This window comes from Myroides odoratus (assembly GCF_001549985.1).
GTDB lineage: Bacteria > Bacteroidota > Bacteroidia > Flavobacteriales > Flavobacteriaceae > Flavobacterium > Flavobacterium odoratum_A.
In genome coordinates this window covers 160,945-184,354 of record NZ_LROZ01000003.1, presented here as the reverse complement: position 1 = coordinate 184,354, position 23,410 = coordinate 160,945, and the positions used below count along the sequence as shown (strand labels likewise).

Genomic DNA, 23,410 nt, shown 5'->3' with positions numbered 1-23,410 from the left:
GATAACAATATAATAAAAAGCCACATCTCTTTTTTAAAAAAAGATGCAGCTTTTATATCAATGGCTTTAAAAAACCAATACTATTCTTCTAAATCGATTTGAAAACTTCCTAAAAATGCAATTGTTTTTTCAATATCATAATGTAGAATACGATCTTCTGAAACAAAAGGCACCTCTTCGCGGTAAGACTTAATAAATGATTCAATAAATTCACTTGATTTAGCTGGACGTCTAAACTCTAACGCTTGTGCTGCATTGAATAGTTCAATAGCTAAAATACGTTCTAAGTTATCAATAATACGCAACGTTTTCGTAGCACCATTTGCTCCCATACTCACGTGATCTTCTTGTCCGTTACTTGAAACAATACTATCTGTACTGGTAGGATTAGCTAAATGTTTATTTTGACTTACAATACTCGCTGCTGTATATTGAGGAATCATAAATCCTGAATTCAATCCTGGATCAGACACCAAGAAAGCAGGCAACCCTCTCAGTCCTGAAATCAACTGATAGGTACGTCTTTCAGAAATATTTCCTAACTCCGCTAAAGCAATACCCAAGAAATCAAAAGCCAATGCTAAAGGTTGTCCGTGGAAGTTCCCTCCAGATACAACTAAATCATCTTTATAGAATACATTAGGATTATCTGTTACCGAGTTGATTTCTGTTTTAAATACTTTACTCACATATTCAATTGCATCTTTGGATGCTCCATGTACTTGTGGAATACATCTAAATGAATATGGATCTTGAACGTGTTCTTTATGACGTGCAATCAATTCAGACCCTTCTAACACTTCATTAAAGAAAGATGCTGTTTCAATTTGTCCACGGTGTGGTCTTACATGGTGAATCAGTTCATTAAATGGCTCGATTCTTCCATCAAAACCTTCTAGAGAAACTGCCCCGATTAAATCAGCCAAATAAGACATCTTTCTTGATTTAATCATCACGTAGCATCCATAAGCACTCATAAACTGCGTTCCATTAAGCAAAGCCAATCCTTCTTTTGATTTCAGCTGAATATGCTCCCATCCCATTTTCTCCAACACCTTACTTGCAGGTTGTCTGAATCCTTCATACACCACTTCTCCTTCTCCAATCAAAGGTAAGGTTAAATGTGCCAAAGGCGCCAAATCTCCCGATGCCCCTAAAGATCCCTGTGTATACACAACAGGTAAAATATCGTGGTTAAAGAAATCCACCAATCGCTCTACAGTCTCCAATTGAACCCCAGAGTTTCCATAGCTCAACGATTTAACCTTCAATAACAACATAATTTTCACAATCTCATTTGGCACAATTTCACCCGTACCACAAGCATGAGATTTCATTAAGTTTTCTTGTAATTTCGTTAAATCACTATCATTAATCTTTACATCACATAATGACCCAAATCCAGTATTAATACCATAGATTGGATCTTTTTGTGTTTCCATTTTATTGTCCAGATAGGCACGACAATTTACAATATTTGCACGTGCTTCTTCTGAGATATCCAACTTTTGGTCTTGGGTGATAATCTCATTTAATTTTTCAATTGTAAATACATCTGAACTTATATAATGTACTGTTTCCATAATTTTATTGGCTCTATTCTTTTATTTATTATCTTGTAAATATCAAATTATTTGCTGTTGATTCACTCTCACTCCACGCATATCCATCCAAGTTGAATCGCTTCAATCCTTCCACATCTTGAATAGAATGATCGATAATATAACGCACCATCATTCCTCTTGCTTTTTTGGCGTAAAAACTAATTGTTTTCAGCTTTCCATCTCTTAATTCTTTGAATTCTGGAACTACAATAGGCGCTTTGAGTTTCTTTTGATCAATAGCACTAAAATATTCGTTACTAGCTAAATTAACCAACACTTCTCCTTCTTCCATCTCCTTATTTAAATAATCTACAATAATAGGCTTCCAAAATGCAGGCAGATTCGCTTTATCTCCAATTGGCATTTTAGTTCCCATTTCCAAACGATACGGTTCGATTTCATCCAATGGACGTAAAATCCCATATAATCCAGACAAAATACGCAGACTATTTTGCAAGCGTTCTATTTTCTCTTCAGACAACGTATAAGCATCTAATCCAACATATACATCTCCACTAAACGCATATACTGCTTGTCTAAAATCAGCTTCGTTCTTTTTATTTTTCTTGTAATTTCGCTCTTGATTTCTCTGCCAATTCAGCTCTGCTAAATTAGTAGAGATTTTCATCAACTCCATCAACTCCACTGGTGTTTTTTCTTTCAAAACCCCATTAATTATTTTACTCTCTTTCACAAACAAAGGCTCTGTAGTAGCTGTAAAAGGCACTTTTGTATTATAATCCAAGCTCTTAGCAGGCGACACAATTATCTTCATCTTATTTTTTTTCCAAATATAGCCATTCTTCCCTTAATCTTCTTTCAATCCAAAAATCTTTCGTCCAATAGATTTCAACAAATTAATCCCATCACCTCTATCCTTTTTCACTTCCTTCACATTCAATTCCCCCTTTTCATCAATATAAAATTTATAGCTAAATGCAAACTGCACATCTCCTTCCTGCTCTCGCAAGACACCAAAGCGCAAATCATTGAAATAAATTTCATTATTTACCTCAGTAAACGTATAATACCCCTCTGAAAGTTCAACTAGGCGATGAATCAGGCTGTGTTTTTCCAAACTTCCTATCAGCTCTCTATTTTTTGGATACGTTTTAAATTCAACAGGCTCCGGATTAAAGAAGGAATACGTTCCTATTAAAAAGGCGTCTTCTGTTTCCACAATAGCGGTCCACAAAATCGTATTCATAATTGTAGGTTTAACCGACATGGCTTTGTACGAAATATGTTGTTGATCCAAAGCCCCAGTAAAACTATAAAAAGCTATTGCTTTTAGTAAAAGCGTCAACACCAAATACGCACTACTTACATACAACCCTAAGCGATTGAAGTACAGTCGTCGTTTCATATCTGTTTTTTCTCTCATGGATTTAATGAGAAAAAACAGAAACGGCAAGGTATAAAGAGGATCAATCACGAAGATTGATTTAAAAGCGAAAGAATAATCTAGCGGCCATAATACGCGTGTCCCCCAAGTAGTAAAGACATCCAATGCCGCATGGGTAAAAAATCCCCAAAAGAAGAGCCATACCCCTTCTTCATAAGTAACTCCTTTTTTCTTTTCAAACCAATACAGCAAGAAACCAAAAAAGAAGGCGCCAAAAATGGCAAACAATATCGAATGTGTGATACCGCGATGAAATTCTAAAGCGCTTAATGGATCAGTAAAAAAAGTAGCTAAAACATCTAAATCAGGAATAGTACCAGCTATTGCCCCGTACAAGACTGCTTTATTTTTTAGTTTCTCCCCCAATAGCGCGTTTCCAACAGCACCTCCTAAAACAATTTGAGTAAACGAATCCATTTTTATGATATATAAAAAACGAATATAAAAAAAAACTGCACAAGGGCAGTTTTTTATTCATTTACTTTTTTAAAAAATTGACTACAATTCTTTAAAAATTGTATGCATTAATCGTTTTTTGTCGTTGATACTTTCTTCTAAAGAAATCATTGACTCTGTTCTGTACACTCCATCGATATCATCAATCATATAGATAACTTCTTTTGCATGGCGTGTGTTTTTCGCTCTAATTTTGCAGAACACGTTGAATTTACCAGTAGTTACGTGAGCAACTGTCACATATGGAATTTCATTGATACGTTCTAAAACAAATTTAGTTTGTGAAGTATTATGTAAAAATATACCGATATAAGCAATAAATGCATATCCTAATTTTTCATAATCAAGCGTCAACGAAGAACCCTGGATAATACCAGCATCTTCCATTTTTTTCACACGTACGTGAACCGTACCTGCAGAAATTAATAATTTCTTAGCGATATCTGTAAAAGGCACTCTCGTATTATCAATCAGCATATCTAAAATCTGGTGATCGATTTCATCTAAACGAAACTTACTCATAAATCAATTATTTATGTTAATTCTAAATCTATATTTCAGTACAATAATAATAAAAAAAAATCTTATTTATTCAAAAAATAGCAATTTTACCTATTTTTTTAATAAATAATTAACCTCTTCGACTGATAACGCTATAACATCCTCAATATTTTGATCTAAAATATCGTTTGGCTTCTCAATGAAAGATTTCAACATACACTCTTTTTCTATTAATGTATGCACAAATTTACTCTCTTTTTTATCAATACCCACAACAATAGGACAAAATTTAACACTTCCATCCGTTAATACCTCTTTATATTGAATTTTCACTATAAATTTCCTTTGCGAAGATGGGATAATTACATTACTCAATTCTACATCACAAAAGCTCTTTGTATTCTCAGGTAGTGAAAAATAAGCTTCAGTTGAATAGCCTTCATATGTATTATGAGCTAACACATCCAACACACGCAACAAGCTAGCACAAACTAATGTTCTTGTATTCTCTCGCTGGTAATCATTAGCCCAATGTCCTGCCTCTATTAATATAGTAGAAATCCCCATCGCTTGGGCATAATCTCCAATACAATTTAGATTAAATCCATCATCAAAGCGTCCAACATGTCCAGGAGCCATTTTTTGTACCACTTCATTCATTACTACAATTAACTGTACCGCCTTTTTTCTTGTTGCATTCATCTCTCTTTCGGCATTAAAAGCAGGGGCTAAAAATGATATCGCAGCAGATTTTCCAGTATCCCCTACGCCAAAAATACTGCGTTGATCATGTAAATTAAATGCAAAATCGGGTTGGATGTTCTCCAATAAATGTCGCAATAATTTACTTTCGGGTTGACTTAACTCAACGGAATCTCGATTTAAATCGACTTGATTTGCATTCACTCGTGTATAATAAAAAGCACCGTCCGGATTTAAAATAGGAACAATTGTAAGGGTAAATTTCTTCGCCCATTCTGCAATTTGATCTTCTTTAGATTCGTTTAAATAATGAAGTAAATCCAACACCGCTTTTGTTGTGGTCGATTCATTTCCATGCATTTGTGACCACATCAAAATTTTCGTTTTTCCCTGACCAAACTGCACCGTATAAATCGATCTATTCTCCACTGATTTCCCAATCACATTAACCTTAAAGTAATGATTTAAGTAAGGTAAGAAATCCTCCACCTTTTCATTGGTTATATAGCGACCTGAAATTGTTGGCATTTTGTACGCCTTAGCTTTCTGTTCTTCGTTCATTTTCTCAATCTATTTACAATATTACAAATGTAAACATTTCATTTTTTACAAATGTAAACATTGTTTCTCTTTTGTTATTTTACATTTGTCAACAATTTACCCCTGCTCTTTTCCAATGAATACTCTAAGATTTTACAATTTTATTTTAAAACTTTTTTTAACTTAAAATTCAACTAGTTACACCATTTTACATAAAGTAAAAATACAATATATCTACTACTTATTTTTCTTGTATACATTTGTTAATTCATTATTTTTATTACATTTGTAAACTATTTGCTTTAAAAATATACATTTGTATCCATGGAAAATTTTGTAAACAGACTCGAGTTTTTATTAGAACATTTTGAGCTCTCTGCCTCTTCTTTTGCAGATAAAATTGGTGTTCAACGTTCAAGTTTATCCCATATTTTATCAGGAAGAAATAAGGCTAGTTTAGATTTTATTTTAAAAATAAACGATACTTTTCCGGAGCTAAATCTCGAGTGGTTAATTAAGGGTATTGGCTCTTTTTCGAGTGAAAAAAAACAGGGTGATTTAGGTACTTCCTCTGTAGATTTATTTTCTTCGGCAAGCAAAATTGAAACGCCAAATCCCTCTCTTCCATCCACTCCTTTGGAAGGTAAAAAAGAGGCTATCGCATCCAAACCCATTCCTGATTTTTTGACTTCTGCAGACATGGAACAAATTGTAGTTTTTTATAAAGACGGAACTTTTACCACCTACAAGCCTAGATAAAAAGCAAACAATAAACTAACTCCATATTTAGTTAATGCTAAAAAATAAATTAGTTTATCTAAAATAATAATTATACATTAATCAAAAATAAGTATTCACCGCGACTAAGTTTTACTGAAGAATAAATTTCTTTGTTTATCTCCTCCTTGTCTTCGTTACTTTTTCAATTGACGTTTGCTTCGAGACATCTCTGAGTGAAGTTCGCATCAAACTCAGAAAAGAGCTTTTTTTACGAAGTAGACTACTTCTTGATTCAAAGAAGATATAAACGACTTCTCTACCTCTTCACTTTTAACTCTTGTATCTTTATTTTCTTTTACCGCTACTTCAGTAAACAATTTGTTTGCTTGAGTGATTTTTAACTGTTGTTGAAAAATAAAAAAGAATAGTATTGTTCCTTTAAGTTTTATTTGAATGACTTTATTATTAATTTATTTATTTTTAGCCCTAACGGTTTCTTTTATCTGTTCTATTGCAGAAGCAGTATTATTATCTACCCCTCTTGCTTTCTTACATTCAAAATCGGATCAAGGAGATACCAAAGCAAAAGCTTTGATTCACATGAAAAAGGATATTGACAAACCTTTATCTGCTATCTTATCTTTAAATACCATTGCACATACTGTCGGAGCTGCTGGTGTTGGCGCACAAGCCACAGCCGTTTTTGGAGAGGCTTATTTTGGGGTTATTTCTGCCCTTTTAACTTTACTCATCTTAGTATTAACAGAGATTATCCCCAAAACATTAGGTGCAAACTATTATAAATCCTTGTATAGCTCAACCGCGACTACGATTTCTAGTATGGTTATTCTCTGCTATCCTTTAGTCCTACTTTCTTCCTTTTTAACTAAGCGATTGAGCAAAAAACAACAAGAATCAAGTATTAGCCGAGAAGAGTTATCGAGTTTAGCAAGTATTGGTGAACAAGAAGGAATATTAGAAGGAAAGGAAACGAAAATTATACAAAACTTAATTCAACTCAAGGATGTTTCGGTTGCTGCCATTTTTACTCCTCGTATTATGATGATTCACGCAGATGAAGAACTAAGGCTACAAGAGTTTTTAGCAAACAAAGAATTACTTCACTTTTCACGTATTCCTATCTATAGTGGACAAACGGAAAATATTGTAGGATATGTCCTCCGTGACCTCATCTTTGAACACTTAGCAGACGACCAATTTGATATTCAACTAAAAGATCTAAAACGAAACATTCTTCAGTTTAACGAGCGAACAAGCGTTTTAGAAGCTTGGAGTCGATTAACGGAAAAACACGAACACATTGCGATCATTACCAATGAGTATGGAGAAGTTCAAGGACTTCTTACACTAGAAGACATTCTGGAAACCCTTTTAGGATTTGAAATTGTCGATGAAAAAGATAAAATTGTCGATTTGAGAAAATACGCAGAAGATAGATGGAAAAGCAAACAACGCAAATACCAATTTATTGAAAATCATAAAAACATTGGGGAATAAAGGAAGGGATTTGTGAATTTGTAGGTTGCTTTTTTGCTTTTTCGCGAAGTCATAGGATTTATCGATTAAAGAAGAATTTCTCATCGTCTCATAATCCACACCCTGTATGTCTCCCTGAGGCTACGAAGGGTCGCATCCCGCGCTCACACCCGTAATGATGTGAGGCTTGTACTTTGTGAGATTTGTTTTTTTGTGCGGCGTTGAGGCGGTGAGAAGGTGAGGTTTGTGAAAACGTGGGTTTTATCGATTAAAGAAGACCGTCTCATAATCCACACCCTGTATGTCTCCCTGAGGCTACGAAGGGTCGCATCTCGCGCTCACACAACTGTGCATTGTGAGGTTTGTTGTGAGAGAAGGTGAGAAAATCTCACCTTCTCACCACCACACCAATCTCACCACCTTCACTGCCTCACCCTCTCATCGCCTCACAAAAAAAGTTCCTTGTAGCGTTATTGGACATTCCTTAGACAATGCTTGGAGAATACTAGGAGAAAAGGCTGTTTTGTCGAAGGAATATCGAAGGAACCTCCAAGGAATGTTCAAGGAATGTTGAAGAAACCCTATTCAATTCCCTAATATAATTTTTTATGTTCCCGTTTTTAGGGTGAAGTTTGTTTTTTGGTATAAAAAAAGAATCCATAATATTTTTATTTACCAGATTTTTTTTGTCAATTAGCGTATGACAGAAGGGCAACTTTTACCAACTAGGTATGCTTTTTGCCTTAGTTTATGTATAAAACAAATAATCACCTAAATTCAGTTAATATGGACGAAAATTTTTCACAAGAAATAAAAGATGTTATTTCCTTTAGTAAGGACGAGGCATTACGTCTAGGTCATGACTTTATTGGAACTGAGCACTTTTTGTTAGCCTTATTGAGAATTGAGCAAGGTGAAGCGTCAACGATTCTCCAAAATTTAGAAGTCGACCTTGATTTTTTACGACATAAAGTTGAGAATTTAACACCTTATTCTACCACCAAGACAGCAGTAAACGAGAAAGGATCCCTATATCTTACCAAGCAAGCAGAAAGAGCATTGCGCTTAACCTATCTAGAAGTTAAAGTATTCAAGAACATTGAAGTTACTTCTGCCCATTTGCTTTTGTGTATTTTAAAGAACAATGAAGATCCTATTACTCAAATCCTCAATAAAATGAATGTGGATTATGAGAATGTAAAGAAATATTATGTAGAATTTCTGTCTGAAGAGAAGACAGAATCAGATAGTGAAGATATCTTCCACAGTCCCAAAGCGGAGACTTTTGAAGAATCAGGACAAAATGACAGTTCTAGTAGCAAAAAATCTGACACTCAATCTACTCCGCCAAATAAAAAGAGTAAAACTCCAGTATTAGATAATTTTGGTAGAGATTTAACAGAGATGGCTATTGAAGGCAAATTAGATCCTGTTGTTGGACGTGAGAAAGAAATTGAGCGCGTTTCACAAATTTTGAGCCGTAGAAAGAAGAACAACCCCCTGTTAATCGGTGAACCAGGAGTTGGTAAATCAGCTATTGCAGAGGGATTGGCCTTAAAGATTATTCAGAAAAAAGTTTCTCGTGTTTTATTCAACAAACGCGTCGTAACGCTAGATTTGGCGAGTTTAGTTGCAGGAACGAAATACAGAGGGCAGTTTGAGGAGCGTATGAAAGCGGTCATGAATGAGCTAGAAAAAAATACGGACATCATTTTGTTCATTGATGAAATTCACACTATTGTAGGTGCGGGTGGAGCAACTGGTTCATTAGATGCCTCTAACATGTTCAAACCGGCTTTAGCTAGAGGTGAAATCCAATGTATTGGTGCCACAACGCTAGACGAATTCAGACAGCACATTGAGAAAGATGGAGCTTTAGAGCGCCGTTTCCAAAAGGTACTGGTAGAGCCTACTTCGGTAGATGAAACCATTATCATTTTGAACAATATTAAGGACAAATATGAAAGTCACCACAACGTTAGCTATACCGATGCAGCTATTGAGGCTTGTGTAAAATTGACAAACCGTTATATGACGGATCGATTCTTACCAGACAAAGCAATTGATGCATTGGATGAAGTGGGATCTCGTGTGCACATCACCAATATTAATGTACCTCAAAACATACTCAACTTAGAACAAGAGTTAGAGGAAGTTCGCGAGAACAAAAACCTCATGGTTCAAAAGCAGAAGTATGAAGAAGCAGCCAATCTAAGGGATAAAGAGAAAAACATCGAAAAAGAACTTGAGATTGCGCAAGAAGCATGGGAAAAAGAGGTAAAAGACAATCGTATTCTCATCACAGAAGATGATGTTGCAGATGTTGTATCAATGATGACTGGAATTCCAGTAAATCGAATTGCTGAAAAAGAGATTACCAAATTAGCGAACCTACCGGCTATTATAAAAGGTAAAGTAATTGGACAAGACGAGGCAGTTGGAAAAATTGCCAAAGCGATTCAACGTAATCGCGCGGGATTAAAAGACCCGAATAAACCGATTGGATCCTTTATCTTTTTAGGTCAAACGGGAGTTGGTAAAACGCAATTAGCCAAAGTGATTGCCAAAGAGCTTTTTGATTCTGAAGATGCCTTAATTCGCATCGACATGAGTGAATACATGGAGAAATTTGCTTTATCTCGTTTGATTGGAGCACCTCCAGGATATGTTGGATACGAAGAAGGAGGCCAATTAACAGAGAAAATCCGCAGAAAACCTTACAGTGTTATTCTATTTGATGAAATTGAAAAAGCACACCCTGATATCTTTAATATGTTGTTACAGGTTTTAGATGATGGGCATTTAACAGATAGTTTAGGTCGTAAAGTCGATTTCAGAAATACGATTATTGTCATGACTTCCAATATTGGAGTTCGTCAATTGAAAGATTTTGGACAAGGCGTTGGTTTTGGTACACAAGCTCGTAAGGAACAAACGGATCAACACAGTAAATCAGTGATTGAAAGTGCATTGAAAAAAGCCTTTGCTCCTGAATTTTTAAACAGAATTGATGATATTGTTGTCTTCAACTCGTTAGAAAAAGAACATATTCACTCTATTATTGACATTGAGTTGGCTAAATTATTCCAACGTATTGATGATTTAGGGTATAAATTGAACTTAACAGACAAAGCGAAGAATTTTATTGCAGAAAAAGGATTTGATAAACAATATGGAGCTCGACCATTAAAAAGAGCCATTCAGAAGTATATTGAAGATCCAATTGCAGAGGAAATTGTAAATGCCAAGCTCACAGTAGGTGATACCATTACATTGGACGCGCCTAAGGATGAAAAAGGAGAAGCTTTACTGATTAAAATAAAAACAAAAAAACCTGCTAATTAGCAGGTTTTTCCTTTTTCTATCTTAGTGGTTTTTAGACTAAAGATAATAGACATGTTATTTAATCGTTATTTTTTATTTTTTTATCTTTATTACATCATAGCAATTGCTTTAAAGTAGTACTTTCGCGGTTGCATAATTAAATAAAATGGTAGATAAACTCATTGTTGGTAGTGAAGAATGGTGTTCTTTCTCTACATTAAATATCCCAGCGATTAAAGCTCGCGTAGATTCTGGAGCAAAGACTTCTGCTTTACATGCGGTAAACATTAGTGCTTTTGAAAAAGACGGTGAAAAATGGGTCAAGTTTGATGTAAATCCTTTACAAAATAATGGCAAGACCATTATACATTGTGAAGCCAAAATGGTGGATAAGAGAATCGTCAAAAGCTCTAGTGGTTCTAGAGAATCTCGCTATGTTATCAAAACCACCCTTGTTTTGGGTGAAACTTCTTGGGATATTGAATTAACCCTAACCAATAGAGACTCTATGGGGTATCGCATGCTATTGGGACGAGAAGCGATGGGCGGTCGTATTTTAGTTGATCCTGAAAAGCACTTTTTATTGGGTCAACCAACAGTAGAAAAACTAGATGAATACTACAATAAACCCAAAGAAGCTAAAAGCGGCTTAAGAATTGGGTTATTAGCTAGTAATCCAGACTTATACAGCAACCAACGTATTATTGAAGCAGGAGAATTAAGAGGGCATGAAATGCACTTCTTAAATCTGAAATACTGTTACATGAAATTGGACGCGAATCAACCGGAAATTCACTATAGAGGGGGTCGTGTATTGAATGATTTTGATGCTGTTATTCCTCGTATTAGACCGAGTATGACCTACTATGGTTGTGCGTTGACGCGTCATTTTGAATCGCTAAAAGTATACAGTTTGAATAGCGCTGCAGCGATTGCACAATCGAGAGATAAATTATTCTCTTTGCAATTGCTTTTAAATCATGGAATTGACATTCCTACCACAGGATTTGCCAATTCACCTTTGGATACCAATGATTTGATTAAAATGGTTGGCGGAAGTCCGCTAATTGTCAAATTATTAGAAGGAACACAAGGGAAAGGCGTGGTATTAGCAGAAACAAAGAAAGCAGCGGAAAGTGTAATCAATGCTTTCAAGAGCTTAAATGCCAATATTTTAGTTCAAGAATTCATCAAAGAAGCCAATGGAAAAGATATCCGTTGTTTTGTGGTGGATGGCAAAGTAGTGGCTGCAATTCAGCGTGAAGCTGTTCCAGGGGAATTCAGAGCGAATATCCACTTAGGAGGAACTGCCTCAATCATCAAAGTAACACCTGAAGAAAAACGAATTGCTATTCGCGCAGCGAAAGCGATGAATTTAAAAGTGGCGGGAGTTGATATCATTCGTTCCGCTAAAGGTCCTTTGTTGTTAGAAGTGAACTCTTCACCTGGATTAGAAGGGATTGAAGGCGCAACAAATAAAGATATTGCCTCTGAGATGATTAAAGCAATCGAAAAACAAGTTAAATGGTAAAGAAATAGCTTCCTGCTATTTCTTACCTTCATTATAAACGCACTTTGTATTTATGAACCCATCAACAACTGGCTGGATAAAAAAATACTTCGCTGAGCAAGATAAATACGCTATTTTCAAGGCTACTGATACAAAAACATTAGCCCATGAAATTAGAGCAACTGGTTTTAGTTTCGGTCAAATCAACGCTAGTGGATTTCCCGAGATCTATACAACATTTAAGTATACCCAAGAGGAATTTGCTAAAATCTGTTTCTTACAGCTCTTAGAAAAGATTTACTTCTTTAAGTATCCCACACATACAACTGATGAATTCATCAGTCGATTGCTTGATTTTTACCAGTTATTTGTACCCCATAAAACCAATTTCTTCACTAGTTTATTTGAAGATAAAAACACCTATGCGCGTTTAGAACACCTCTTTGCAATTAAGTGGAAAGAAAACTTCTTTTCGCAGTCTAAGAGCAATAATATTGTATTGAATTTACTTGTTCTGTCTATTTATCTCTTGACTTTCGAGACCTATTTGGCAGGACAAATTCACCCGAATCTATACCATGTTTACTTGGAAGATTTGATTCAATCCATCTTAAATCGCACTCAACCTCAGCAAAACGCCGAAGTTCATTTAGTCGACAACCCCAATGACTTTGCCATTGAAGAAATCATGGAAGTACAATCCTCTTATTTGGAATCGAGTTTACTCTTGGATATTGTGATGTGTAGTTCTTGGAACAATGAAATAAAGACATTGGAATTACCCGATTTTTCTGTTGAACCATTCAATCGATTAGCATTTACGGAAGAACAAATTGAAGATAGTCGTTTGTGCTTTATGCTTTTCTTACAGCAAAATGATTACAACTACTTCTATTTAAAGTCATCGAATTTATTCAACAATATGATTAATAATTCAACTAATTACGTAGAGTTTTTAGTTGGACGAAATAAAGGGAGAATTTTAAAGGAAATTCAGAAAAATAAGCAATTGATGCAGTTATTGATGGATTCAACCCATCGAAATTTAGATATACAAGAAAAGAAATTGATTAAGAAACAAACCTTAGAGGTGATTAAAACAATTCCTTCTCTTGCTATATTTTTATTACCAGGTGGTACAATATTACTCCCTATCATTTTAAAATTTATCCCTTCACTCCTCCCCTCCTCATTTAATGAGAATTTGGATTCAGAAGATTAAATTTTCTTGAATCGAAGTTGATACACTTCATCAAGATCTTGATTATTCGTAACGTTTACTTCTAAATCTGTCACATAGCCAGAATTTAGTCCGTATACCCATCCGTGAATGCTCAAGTCTTGGTTTCTTGCCCAAGCCCCTTGTACGATAGATGTTTTTGCTAAATCGTACACTTGTTCTTGTACGTTTAATTCTACAAATCGGTTGAATCGCTCAGTGGTATCTTCAATACCATCCAATTCCACATTGTGTAAGCGATAAACGGTTTTAATGTGTCTGATCCAGTTGTCGATCAATCCATAAGATTCATTTTTCATTGCAGCTTCTACTCCACCGCATCCATAATGACCACAAACAATAATGTTGGTTACTTTCAGGATATTCACCGCATAATCTAGGACACTCAACATATTCATATCAGAATGAATAACCATGTTGGCGATATTACGGTGTACAAATACATCTCCTGGTTCTGCCCCAATAATTTCGTTTGCCGGTACACGGCTATCCGAACAACCAATCCATAAAACAGGCGGGGTTTGTCTGTGACAAAGGCGTTTAAAATATTCTGGATTAATGGCTAGTTTTTCTTCTACCCACGCTTTGTTATTCTCTAATATTTTTTTGTAAAATTCGTTGTGTTTCAAAACTTCTTCTTTTATTCAACAAACATTTCTTTAACGAAATCTACTTCCCCCGTTTCCACTTTGTAAAAAGCACCTACAATACCGATTTCTCCTTTTTCATACATTTCACAAAGTACATTACTTTTAGTCAAAATATGATTGATGGTATATTCCACATTGTAAAACGCGACCATATCAACCCCTTCTTTTGATTTGATATCTAAATTAGGATAGTGTTTTTTTACGTGTTCAACGGCAGGGTCTACTTTAGCTAATAAGTTGCTTAAATGGCCTAATTTAACGTCTTTACACGCTCCTGTGATTGCACCACAGTGCGAATGTCCCAAAACCATAATCAATTTAGAACCGGCTAATTTACAAGCGAATTCCATTGAACCGATAATATCTTCGTTCAAGACATTTCCGGCGATACGCGTACTAAATACATCTCCCAATCCTTGGTCGAAAATAAGTTCAGCAGAAGTACGGCTATCAATACAACTTAGGATAATAGCGAAAGGAAATTGGCTCTCTTTCGTGTCATTTACTTGCTCCAATAAATTAGCATGTGCTTTTAAGTTTTCAACAAAGCGTTTGTTTCCTTCTTTTAAAAAAGACAACGCCATCTGCGGAGTCATTGACTTTTGGTCTTCTATATTATGTAGTCTCATTTTTACGCGATTTGTACGATAATAATTTCGAAACAAATGTAACCAAAAATGGCTTTTAAAATATAAATAAAGCAATAAACCTCTAGATTTTTATCAATTTAAAAAAAACATAACAGTTTTTAAGGATTTTATAGCTCCATATGTTTCAGTTCCAATTCATATAAAGGTGTATTTGCTTGGGATTACTAAAAATCACATAATCGTTAAGGGAAATATAAAAAAGAGAAAATTTGTATAGATTCAAAAATAGTTAATACATTTGCAAAGAATTTCACGGGAGGAAAAATTTGTACTGATTGCAACCTCGGTAAAAAATGCTAAAGCAGAATATATTGTATCTTCACTTTAGCCATTTCCTCTTTTTTTAAAACATTAAAAAAAACAAATCATATGGCTTATTACTTCACATCAGAATCTGTAAGTGAGGGACATCCTGATAAAATTGCAGATCAAATTTCAGATGCTTTAATTGACAATTTTTTGGCTTTTGATTTAGAATCAAAAGTAGCATGTGAGACTTTAGTGACTACTGGGCAGGTAATTCTTGCTGGGGAAGTAAAATCAAAAACCTATTTAGATGTACAACAAATTGCTCGTGATGTAATCAACAAGATTGGTTATACCAAGAGTGCGTATATGTTTGATGGCAATTCATGTGGTATCTTATCGGCGATTCACGAACAATCGGCAGAGATTAGCCAAGGTGTTGAGCGTACCAACAAAGAAGATCAAGGAGCAGGAGACCAAGGGATGATGTTTGGTTATGCATCTACAGAGACCGAAGACTATATGCCTTTAGCTTTGGACTTATCTCATAAATTATTGCAAGAACTTGCTGTAATCCGCAGAGAGAATAAAGAGGTAACTTACCTTCGTCCAGATGCAAAAAGTCAGGTTACTTTAGAGTATAATGACGACAATAAACCGGTTCGCATTGTAACGATTGTATTATCTACACAACACGATGACTTTATTCAGGCAGAAAATGCAACTCCTGAGGCAAAAGCGAAAGCTGAAACAGCGATGCAAGCGCAAATTAAGAAAGACATCATCGAGGTATTAATTCCACGTGTATTAGCTAAATATCCACAGTACCAATACTTGTTTGAATCAAAAGAAGAAATCGAGTTCTTAATCAACCCCACAGGTGTTTTCATTATTGGAGGCCCACATGGAGATACTGGATTAACAGGTAGAAAAATTATCGTTGATACCTATGGAGGAAAAGGAGCACATGGTGGAGGTGCTTTCTCAGGGAAAGACCCAAGTAAAGTAGACCGCAGTGCAGCTTATGCTACCCGTCACATCGCCAAAAACCTTGTTGCAGCTGGTGTTGCTGAAGAAGTTTTAGTACAAGTTTCTTACGCCATTGGTATTGCAAAACCAACAGGAGTATACGTGAATACCTATGGTACATCTAAAGTAAATCTAACAGATGGAGAAATTGCAAAAAAAGTAAGTGAACTATTTGATTTACGTCCTTACTTTATTGAAACAACGCTAAAATTGCGTAATCCAATCTACAGTGAAACAGCAGCGTATGGACATATGGGACGCAAACCACAAGTGGTAACTAAAACATTTACTAGACCTGGTGGAGAAACCAAACAAGTAGAAGTTGAATTGTTTACTTGGGAAAAATTAGACCGTGTAGACGATATTAAAAAAGCTTTCAATTTATAAGCATTTAGGCTTATTTCATTCTTATAAAAAACGCTTAGCTAATGCTAAGCGTTTTTTCTTTTCAACAAAATGCAACCCCTATTTTCCCCGTAGTTACTTTACTTTTTTCACCCCTTTATTTATTAACAAAGGAGGATTGCGATATAGTGGAATTTCATCTGTAAAATTCAATGTTACTGAAGCGGTGGTTGATCGGTATTCTTCTGCTCCAATATTTACCCCTGATATTGGTCGTTTATTTTTTATATCATAGTAAAAGGTATAGCTCGTTCCTTTAAATTCAGCTTCAGCAGTAAAGGTTACTTCTCCAGTATTCGTATTGTAGTTAAACTCGCCTACCCGTGGTACAACCAATTGATAAGGCGTGCTATTTACCACATAGTTTTTTGTGCTTTCATCAAATACTTTAAAGCGAAAAGAAGCAAAATCTAAGAACGAGGTTGACGGGCTTGGTGGATCTAGAACTTTATACACATTCGTATCATATCCAAAAGCGCTGTACAAAGGTTGACATACAAAAGGTCTACTTCGGATCACATCGGGGATGATGATATCTTGCACCTTTGGACAAAATGGTAGACTTAAGCTTATATTCCGAACATGTGTACGCACATAGGCCCCTCCCGTAGAAGCAGTAAATCCCATTTTCATTGTATTAGGAATATTGATAGCTAAATTCTTAACCTCAGCCACACTCGTCTCTCCTTGTTTTACTTGTTCTTGGTATTTAATAGTTCCTGATTTAGGGACAAAATAATTGCGGATAATCGAAGCTTTACTTGTGCCATTGATGATATCAACAAAAATAAAGAAACCGGATCTTCGACTAACATCATCGATACCTGGTACAAAAGCGATTTGAACCTTTCGATATCCCTTTTGCCCTGGTTTTGCTACTAAAGCATTGTTGCGAATACTAAAACGATTTCCTTTAAACCCTTTTTGTTTACTTATGGCTTCCCCTGTGTTAGTATCTAGATACAGATTGGCATTTTTTTTAGTTCCTATAGCAAAAAGTACTGGATAACCTTCGAATTCATTTCGTGGATCATAAGGCCCTCTTAAAGCAATAAAATCTCCATCTTTTAGGTTCGTTAAACCATTTCTAATCTCATTTTGATCCTGTTGGATTCTTTTATAATTCCCAAAAATATCTAAACCAAGCCCAAAGATACCTTTGGTAAACCCAGCTACATTTTGACCTGAAATTCTTTGAGTAGCAGCGTATCCTAAAGCTCCTCCTCTATCTCCTATACTAGGATTGGACTCATTGGCATCAAACAACACCATCGTTAAGCCATCCCCATATTTCCCTTCCTCCATTATTCCCATGTCAAAAGCATATTCAAACTCCAAGATAAACCCCTTGTCGGGTGTAAAACTTAAATTTTCTAGATATACCCCTGCATATTCATTTATATGATGGGTTAAATTTATGCCATACTGATTAAATTTAACCAAACCGGGGCGACTCTCGGCTATGACCTTGAAATCAGCTGCTTTCTGTCCTGAATTAAAATAAGGAAATTGAGCATAAAATGAGACGCTATACAACAGACTTATTCCAAGTACAATAAACTTTACTTTTCTTTTTCTATTTCTTTTCATTGTCGTTTATGTCTTAAAGAGAACTGCCATTTACCATAATAATATCGTTGCAATTGTCTTTAAACTTCAACTGAATTTTAGCACTTAAAGACCGATATTGTTCTCCCCCTAAATTGGTAATTCCCATCATTTTCTTTTTATTTTTCACCGTAAAATACACCGTATCTTCTTTGGCTGTCAAATTCTTGTTTGGCGTAAATACAACCTCCATGGCCAATGGATTATATTCATATCGCCCATTATCCGTTGTCGCCACAAAGGGTTCTAGCGTATATTCTAAATTTGCCTCTTCTAGAATTAAAAACCTAAAACTATAAGGATCAATATGTTCCCTACTTCCTAAAGCATTTAAATCTTGTCCCATTTCATATTTATTGGTATTAAAACCAATAGCGTGTTCAAAGACCTCTACTGTAGTTGTATGGTCCTTACAAGCATTGGACACTAGTATATTTTTCAAAACGGGAGAAAAGGGCAAATAGACCTCAATATTTCGGATGATATTTTTTTGATAAATCTCTCCCGTTGTTGCAGTAAAACCAATATTAAAATTAATTGGAGCAATTATTTTTTTATCCTTTAAAACATCAGCTGTTTTCGTGTTTGCTTCATAGTATTTAATCCAACCATTCGATGGAATAAACAAAGAATTGATGACTCTACTAGTTTCACTTCCATGTATGATATCCACATATAAACTAAATCCTGGATTTCCTAAATATTTAGTCGGCAACAAAGCCACAAGGACTCTTCGATAAGAAGCATGTCCAAAACTAGCCTGGATATCTCCTTCATTATTTGCATTGTTTTCTCTCAATTTAAAGCTAAAACCACGCGGGTCCGGAGTCTCAAAATTCTCGGTATAATTTCCCGTTGCTATATCGAGTTTATAGTGTTCATTACTGTCGGTTACACTTTGTGAAATCAATACTGGATATCCTTCTAATCTATCCCCTTGCCCTCGAACTGTTACATGGTTCATTTGCTTTCTCTCTGTGTAAATTCCATTTCTAAATTCAGTATCCCCTATTTTACGCTCCTTAAAGTCCCCATTTATATCCAATCCAATACTCAAAAAACCTTTACTCAGCCCATGTACTGCTTGATTTGTTGCTACCGCTTTACTATAAGCATACCCGAGTCCAGCAGTTTTAGATCCGATTTCAGGATTACTTACTTTCGCATCAAATAGTACTAAAGCTAAGCCATTGGCCCCTATTTGAGTCGAATTAGACCCTTTACCAGTCATAAGGTAATCGAACTCAATCATACATCCTCGCTCAGAAGCAAAGAATAAATCCTCTACAAACACACCGCTGGTTTGTTTGGCTTTAGCAGTTAATTCAGCACCATATTTCGAAAAATTGACTTTGTCTGATCCTGTAAATTTTACGAATTCATCTTCAGAAGAAGCCGTAGTAAAATAAGGTAATTGTCCATATACCCAGCTTGATGAACAAAAACATGCCATACAACAATAGGCGATTAAGAAAATTCTATTCTTCATTGTATTTTCACTATAATGAGGTTCAAATAACTAGAGGCTGTCACCTTATTCACGAGTGATTTATACACTAGGTATTGTTTTCCGCCTTCCGTCCTAACGGTAGGTGCTGTACTAAAAGCAGTAGTGTCAAAACCAGTCACCACAAACTTTACTTCATGCTCTGCCCAAATAGGCATACCACTCGTTTCTCCTATTTGATTCTTATATTGTTCATAGAGATAAACTTTCTGCTCAGTTGTCTTATACATTTGAATGGGAAATGCAGGCATATAAATCCAAGGATCTTGTTCAGCACTTCCTCCACCTGTCCACATCTCACCATTCCATGTTTTTACTCCTGCCGACATTTCATCGCTTCCAATGTGATAGACTTGCAAGCCGATATGTTCTTTTTTATTCGCCACTGTTTCGGTCTGTACCATGGGCATTAAACTAGATAATTCACTCAATTTTACACGCGGTAATAAAAGTCCTTTGGTTGCTGTTGTATTCTCTGCATCTGACTGATACTCTTTGACATCCAACAAAGCTCCTTCTACGGGATAAGTTGCGCCACCTATAACCACTTGTCCATAAAACAAATGGCCACATCCCAAAACAAGCAATAAGGTAATTCGTATTTTACTTTTCATCTTTTTATAATTATATATGCGATTTCGTTTTTAACTAGCTAGTAAAGTAGACTTGTATTTCAAGACCAACGTGTAGCTTCCTGTGGGTAGTGTAGTATACATATTCTTTGTTCCAAAATGGAAAGACAAACCGTTATTTGTAGTGATATTTGCAATTTGCTGCAAAACCAAAACACCCGCACTATCGTATATTTTTGCGTCAATTACTTGGTCAAAATTAGCTACTGATAGCGGTTGTTTGATTGTAGTATTGTAAGATAACGTTGTTGCATCGGGTCCGCTTACTTCTATATCAAATTTCCCAATATAGACTTGTCGATTATCTATGACTTCATTGGCAAAAATAGGAACATTGCCTATAACAAGGACTGGAGGTTTAATCTGTTCTATTTTTTGATAAAGATTCTCAATTTCAATCGTTACATCGGATTCTAAAGCTAATAATTCCCAATTATTACCATTCCAGAAATAGAATCCCTTCTTAGAGATTTCACCTGTACCATTATTAAATACAACAACGCCAATAGGATTTACACCACCAGCTAAAACAGTTTGTTTATGCAAAGCTATTCGAGGAAATAATACCCCTTTATCTGTTGCACTAATGTCCAAAACTGCGGATTGATGAGGCTCTACTGTACCAATACCAATATTATCTTGCGCGTGAATTGCTGTAGTAGTTAAAGCAATTAGTCCAATAACCAATCTTTTTTTTCTCATTTTTTACACATTTAATGGTACAAAACAACTAAAGATGTAAAAAACAGCAGATGCAAACTGTAAAAAGGTTCATGAAAATTTGTATTTACCCTTTTCCGTGATGATAAAAGTGTTTTTATTTAAAAAAATAACTTTTTGACACTCGCCTATCAAAAAGAAGGCAACTGTAGGAATTACAAGTGCAAAGCACTCCATGCTATTACATTTTTATAAAAAAGTTTCAATTATTTACATTTTCAACGCCTTATTGGGTTGTAATTTTTATTTATTTTATGCGGTATTTTTTAGCTTTTCCAGCTGACTTACAACAAAAGAAACGGAGATATACAATCCTTTTATCACCTTTTTAATCGTTGTTATTTTCTAATGTCCCTTGAGTAAAAACAAGCCATCTCGCTTCTTCCTGCGTTAATTTTTCTTCTTTTATTTAGGCAAATGTATAAAACAAAAAAAGGAATGATTTTTCAATCATTCCTTTTTTATCTATACTTAAAAACTTGTGTCTAATTAAATCACTGCCGATACAATATAATATACAATCATAGCGATAATTGCAGATACAGGTATGGTCAATACCCAAGCCCATAGTAAGTTAATTGTAACTCCCCAACGTACTGCTGATACGCGTTTTGTTACCCCAACCCCAATAATTGAACCTGTAATCGTATGCGTTGTTGAAACTGGAATACCCAAGTGCTCGGTTACGTATAACGCTACAGCCCCAGCTGTTTCAGCAGCAACACCTTCTAATGGTGTCACTTTGGTAATCTTACTTCCCATTGTTTTAACAATCTTCCATCCTCCAGATAACGTTCCTAAACCAATGAATAAGAAAGAAGCAAGAGGAACCCACCACCAGTGCTCTACGAACACTTTGAAGGTATCTACCCCTTCAACTAAGTAATCTGGATCCATATCTACATTCACATGGTAGAAGATTACTGCAGCACCGATAATACCCATTACTTTTTGCGCATCGTTACCTCCATGTCCTAAAGAGAACAAAGCAGAAGAAACTAATTGCAAGCGCTTAAACCATTTTTCGCATTTGTAGTGGTTTTGATTTCTACAAATCCACATAATAGCCACGGTAATAAAATAAGCGAGTATTAAACCTAATAAAGGAGCTCCAAAAATGAATAAGAAGATTGGAATTACTTTAGAGTACACCACTACATCCACTCCCTCAATAGAGAAACCACCGGCATGAGCAACAGCAGCACCTATAAAACCACCAATTAAGGTATGAGAAGAGGAAGAAGGAATACCTAACTTCCAAGTGGCTAAATTCCAAATAATTGCAGCAATTAAACCTGCAAAAATAACTTCTAAGCTAATAAAGTTCTCGTTAACCGATTTGGCGATGGTATTACCAATCTTAAATTCACCAATAATATATAAGGAGATAAAATAAGCTGCAAAGTTAAAAGCCGCCGCCCAAAGCACTGCTTGGAAAGGGGTCAAAACTCGAGTTGTTACAATAGTAGCAATTGAGTTTGCGGCATCGTGAAAACCATTGATATAATCAAATCCGAGGGCTAAAACGATAATCACAATTAACATTATCCCGCTTTGATTACTCAATATTTCTGTAAAAAATTCCATATACTAGCGCTAGATCATTAAGAGTATTTAACGATAACAGTTTCTAAAACGTTAGCCACGTCTCTACAACTATCTGTAGCCGTTTCTAAAGCCACCATTACCTCTTTGTATTTAATAATTTCGATCGCGTTATTTTCATTTTCAAAAATATCGGCCACGGCCTTATCAAAAACTTTATCCGCCTTTCTTTCTAAGCGTGAAATGTTTTTACATACAGTAGCTAACTCTTCTAGCTTTTTTAAATCTTTCAAATGTAATAGTCCTTTGTGTACTTCACTACAAGCTTCTAAATTTGCTTCAGTTAATTTGCGCAAAGGCTTCGTAATTTTATCAATTTGATACAATCTCATACGAGAAGCAGCATCAGATAAGTGGTCCGCTACATCATCAACCGCCGTAATTAAACTGTGGATATCTTCTCTATCAAAAGGAGTGATAAAGTTTTTCCCCAATTCAATTCTTGTTTTCTGTGCGATCGCTTCGATTTCCACCTTAATTACTTCAACATCTTTAAGTAATTTCTCTCTCTCCTTAGCTGGCGTATTCACAGCTTCATTCAGCGTTTCTGATAATTTTTTAAGCTTTACAGCTGCTTGTTCAAATAAAGGATAAAACGTTTTGTCCTTTGGAACTAAAAATTGAAAAATGTTATTCAATGACATTATATAATAATATATGTTATAAACAGGGGCAAAATTACGCAATAAAATCAACCTAATGTTTCCTTAACGTTAATTTTTACGTCAAAACGAGGTTTCCTTTTATTTTACCTATACAATTTACGACTATTTATTGATTTTTAACCACTTATATAATTAACATTGGTACTAAAATTCAATAATCACTTAACAATAAGGTAACATTGGAGTTATATAAT

Annotated in this window: 19 protein-coding genes; 6 read left to right on the top strand and 13 right to left on the bottom strand. The window is 35.2% G+C overall.

Annotated features, from left to right (window positions below; translation table 11 throughout):
• Positions 1-80: 80 nt before the first annotated feature.
• From hutH to AWV75_RS05305, 5 genes are all read right to left on the bottom strand, one after another.
• Positions 81-1,583, bottom strand: coding sequence for a histidine ammonia-lyase (hutH, locus tag AWV75_RS05325; RefSeq protein WP_060873391.1), 1,503 nt, complete (start codon positions 1,581-1,583; stop codon positions 81-83).
• Positions 1,584-1,611: 28 nt separating this feature from the next.
• Entirely contained in the window at positions 1,612-2,379 is a 768-nt protein-coding gene (gene yaaA / locus AWV75_RS05320; protein ID WP_060873390.1) for a peroxide stress protein YaaA, read from the bottom strand.
• Between the two features lie 33 nt (positions 2,380-2,412).
• Positions 2,413-3,426, bottom strand: a complete 1,014-nt coding sequence (locus AWV75_RS05315; protein ID WP_060873389.1) for a metal-dependent hydrolase — start codon at positions 3,424-3,426, stop codon at positions 2,413-2,415.
• An 81-nt stretch (positions 3,427-3,507) separates the two neighbouring features.
• The gene (locus AWV75_RS05310; protein ID WP_002985664.1) at positions 3,508-3,987 is read right to left on the bottom strand and encodes an Lrp/AsnC family transcriptional regulator; all 480 of its coding nucleotides are present in this window, start codon (positions 3,985-3,987) and stop codon (positions 3,508-3,510) included.
• Between the two features lie 90 nt (positions 3,988-4,077).
• Positions 4,078-5,229: a M14 family metallopeptidase gene (locus tag AWV75_RS05305; RefSeq protein WP_060873388.1), complete on the bottom strand. Its 1,152-nt coding sequence runs from the start codon at positions 5,227-5,229 to the stop codon at positions 4,078-4,080.
• A 303-nt stretch (positions 5,230-5,532) separates the two neighbouring features.
• On the opposite strand from AWV75_RS05305, the gene AWV75_RS05300 reads away from it, so the two are divergent.
• From AWV75_RS05300 to AWV75_RS05280, 5 genes are all read left to right on the top strand, one after another.
• Positions 5,533-5,967, top strand: coding sequence for a helix-turn-helix domain-containing protein (locus tag AWV75_RS05300; protein ID WP_060873387.1), 435 nt, complete (start codon positions 5,533-5,535; stop codon positions 5,965-5,967).
• Between the two features lie 414 nt (positions 5,968-6,381).
• Positions 6,382-7,446: a CNNM domain-containing protein gene (locus AWV75_RS05295; protein ID WP_060873386.1), complete on the top strand. Its 1,065-nt coding sequence runs from the start codon at positions 6,382-6,384 to the stop codon at positions 7,444-7,446.
• 765 nt (positions 7,447-8,211) lie between these two features.
• Positions 8,212-10,770: an ATP-dependent Clp protease ATP-binding subunit gene (locus AWV75_RS05290; RefSeq protein WP_060873491.1), complete on the top strand. Its 2,559-nt coding sequence runs from the start codon at positions 8,212-8,214 to the stop codon at positions 10,768-10,770.
• Between the two features lie 145 nt (positions 10,771-10,915).
• Complete coding sequence (rimK, locus tag AWV75_RS05285) at positions 10,916-12,280, top strand: 30S ribosomal protein S6--L-glutamate ligase (RefSeq protein ID WP_002985675.1); 1,365 nt, start codon at positions 10,916-10,918, stop codon at positions 12,278-12,280.
• Positions 12,281-12,332: 52 nt separating this feature from the next.
• On the top strand, positions 12,333-13,481 hold the full coding sequence (locus AWV75_RS05280) for an LETM1-related biofilm-associated protein (protein WP_060873385.1): 1,149 nt from the start codon (positions 12,333-12,335) through the stop codon (positions 13,479-13,481).
• Here AWV75_RS05280 and can read toward each other — a convergent pair.
• A complete protein-coding gene (gene can, locus AWV75_RS05275; RefSeq protein WP_002985679.1) occupies positions 13,478-14,128 on the bottom strand; it encodes a carbonate dehydratase in 651 nt (216 codons plus the stop codon). The two genes, AWV75_RS05280 and can, sit on opposite strands and share 4 nt — an antisense overlap.
• Before the next feature lie 11 nt (positions 14,129-14,139).
• Positions 14,140-14,778: a carbonic anhydrase family protein gene (locus tag AWV75_RS05270; protein WP_060873384.1), complete on the bottom strand. Its 639-nt coding sequence runs from the start codon at positions 14,776-14,778 to the stop codon at positions 14,140-14,142.
• Between the two features lie 390 nt (positions 14,779-15,168).
• Between AWV75_RS05270 and metK the strand changes: the two genes are divergently transcribed.
• On the top strand, positions 15,169-16,461 hold the full coding sequence (metK, locus tag AWV75_RS05265; RefSeq protein WP_060873383.1) for a methionine adenosyltransferase: 1,293 nt from the start codon (positions 15,169-15,171) through the stop codon (positions 16,459-16,461).
• 93 nt (positions 16,462-16,554) lie between these two features.
• Here metK and AWV75_RS05260 read toward each other — a convergent pair whose 3' ends face one another.
• From AWV75_RS05260 to AWV75_RS05235, 6 genes are all read right to left on the bottom strand, one after another.
• Entirely contained in the window at positions 16,555-18,069 is a 1,515-nt protein-coding gene (locus tag AWV75_RS05260) for a lectin-like domain-containing protein (protein ID WP_060873382.1), read from the bottom strand.
• Between the two features lie 13 nt (positions 18,070-18,082).
• Positions 18,083-19,576 carry a hypothetical protein gene (locus tag AWV75_RS05255; protein WP_060873381.1) on the bottom strand — a complete coding sequence of 498 codons (1,494 nt, stop codon included), beginning with the start codon at positions 19,574-19,576 and terminating at the stop codon, positions 18,083-18,085.
• Positions 19,573-20,208 carry a hypothetical protein gene (locus AWV75_RS05250; protein ID WP_060873380.1) on the bottom strand — a complete coding sequence of 212 codons (636 nt, stop codon included), beginning with the start codon at positions 20,206-20,208 and terminating at the stop codon, positions 19,573-19,575. Before AWV75_RS05250 ends, AWV75_RS05255 begins: the two co-directional genes overlap by 4 nt.
• A 30-nt stretch (positions 20,209-20,238) precedes the next feature.
• Complete coding sequence (locus tag AWV75_RS05245) at positions 20,239-20,928, bottom strand: hypothetical protein (RefSeq protein ID WP_060873379.1); 690 nt, start codon at positions 20,926-20,928, stop codon at positions 20,239-20,241.
• Positions 20,929-21,435: 507 nt separating this feature from the next.
• Positions 21,436-22,533 (bottom strand): inorganic phosphate transporter, encoded by a 1,098-nt coding sequence (locus tag AWV75_RS05240; RefSeq protein ID WP_060873378.1) that lies wholly within the window; start codon positions 22,531-22,533, stop codon positions 21,436-21,438.
• Positions 22,534-22,550: 17 nt separating this feature from the next.
• Positions 22,551-23,195: a DUF47 domain-containing protein gene (locus tag AWV75_RS05235; protein ID WP_060873377.1), complete on the bottom strand. Its 645-nt coding sequence runs from the start codon at positions 23,193-23,195 to the stop codon at positions 22,551-22,553.
• Positions 23,196-23,410 lie beyond the last annotated feature (215 nt).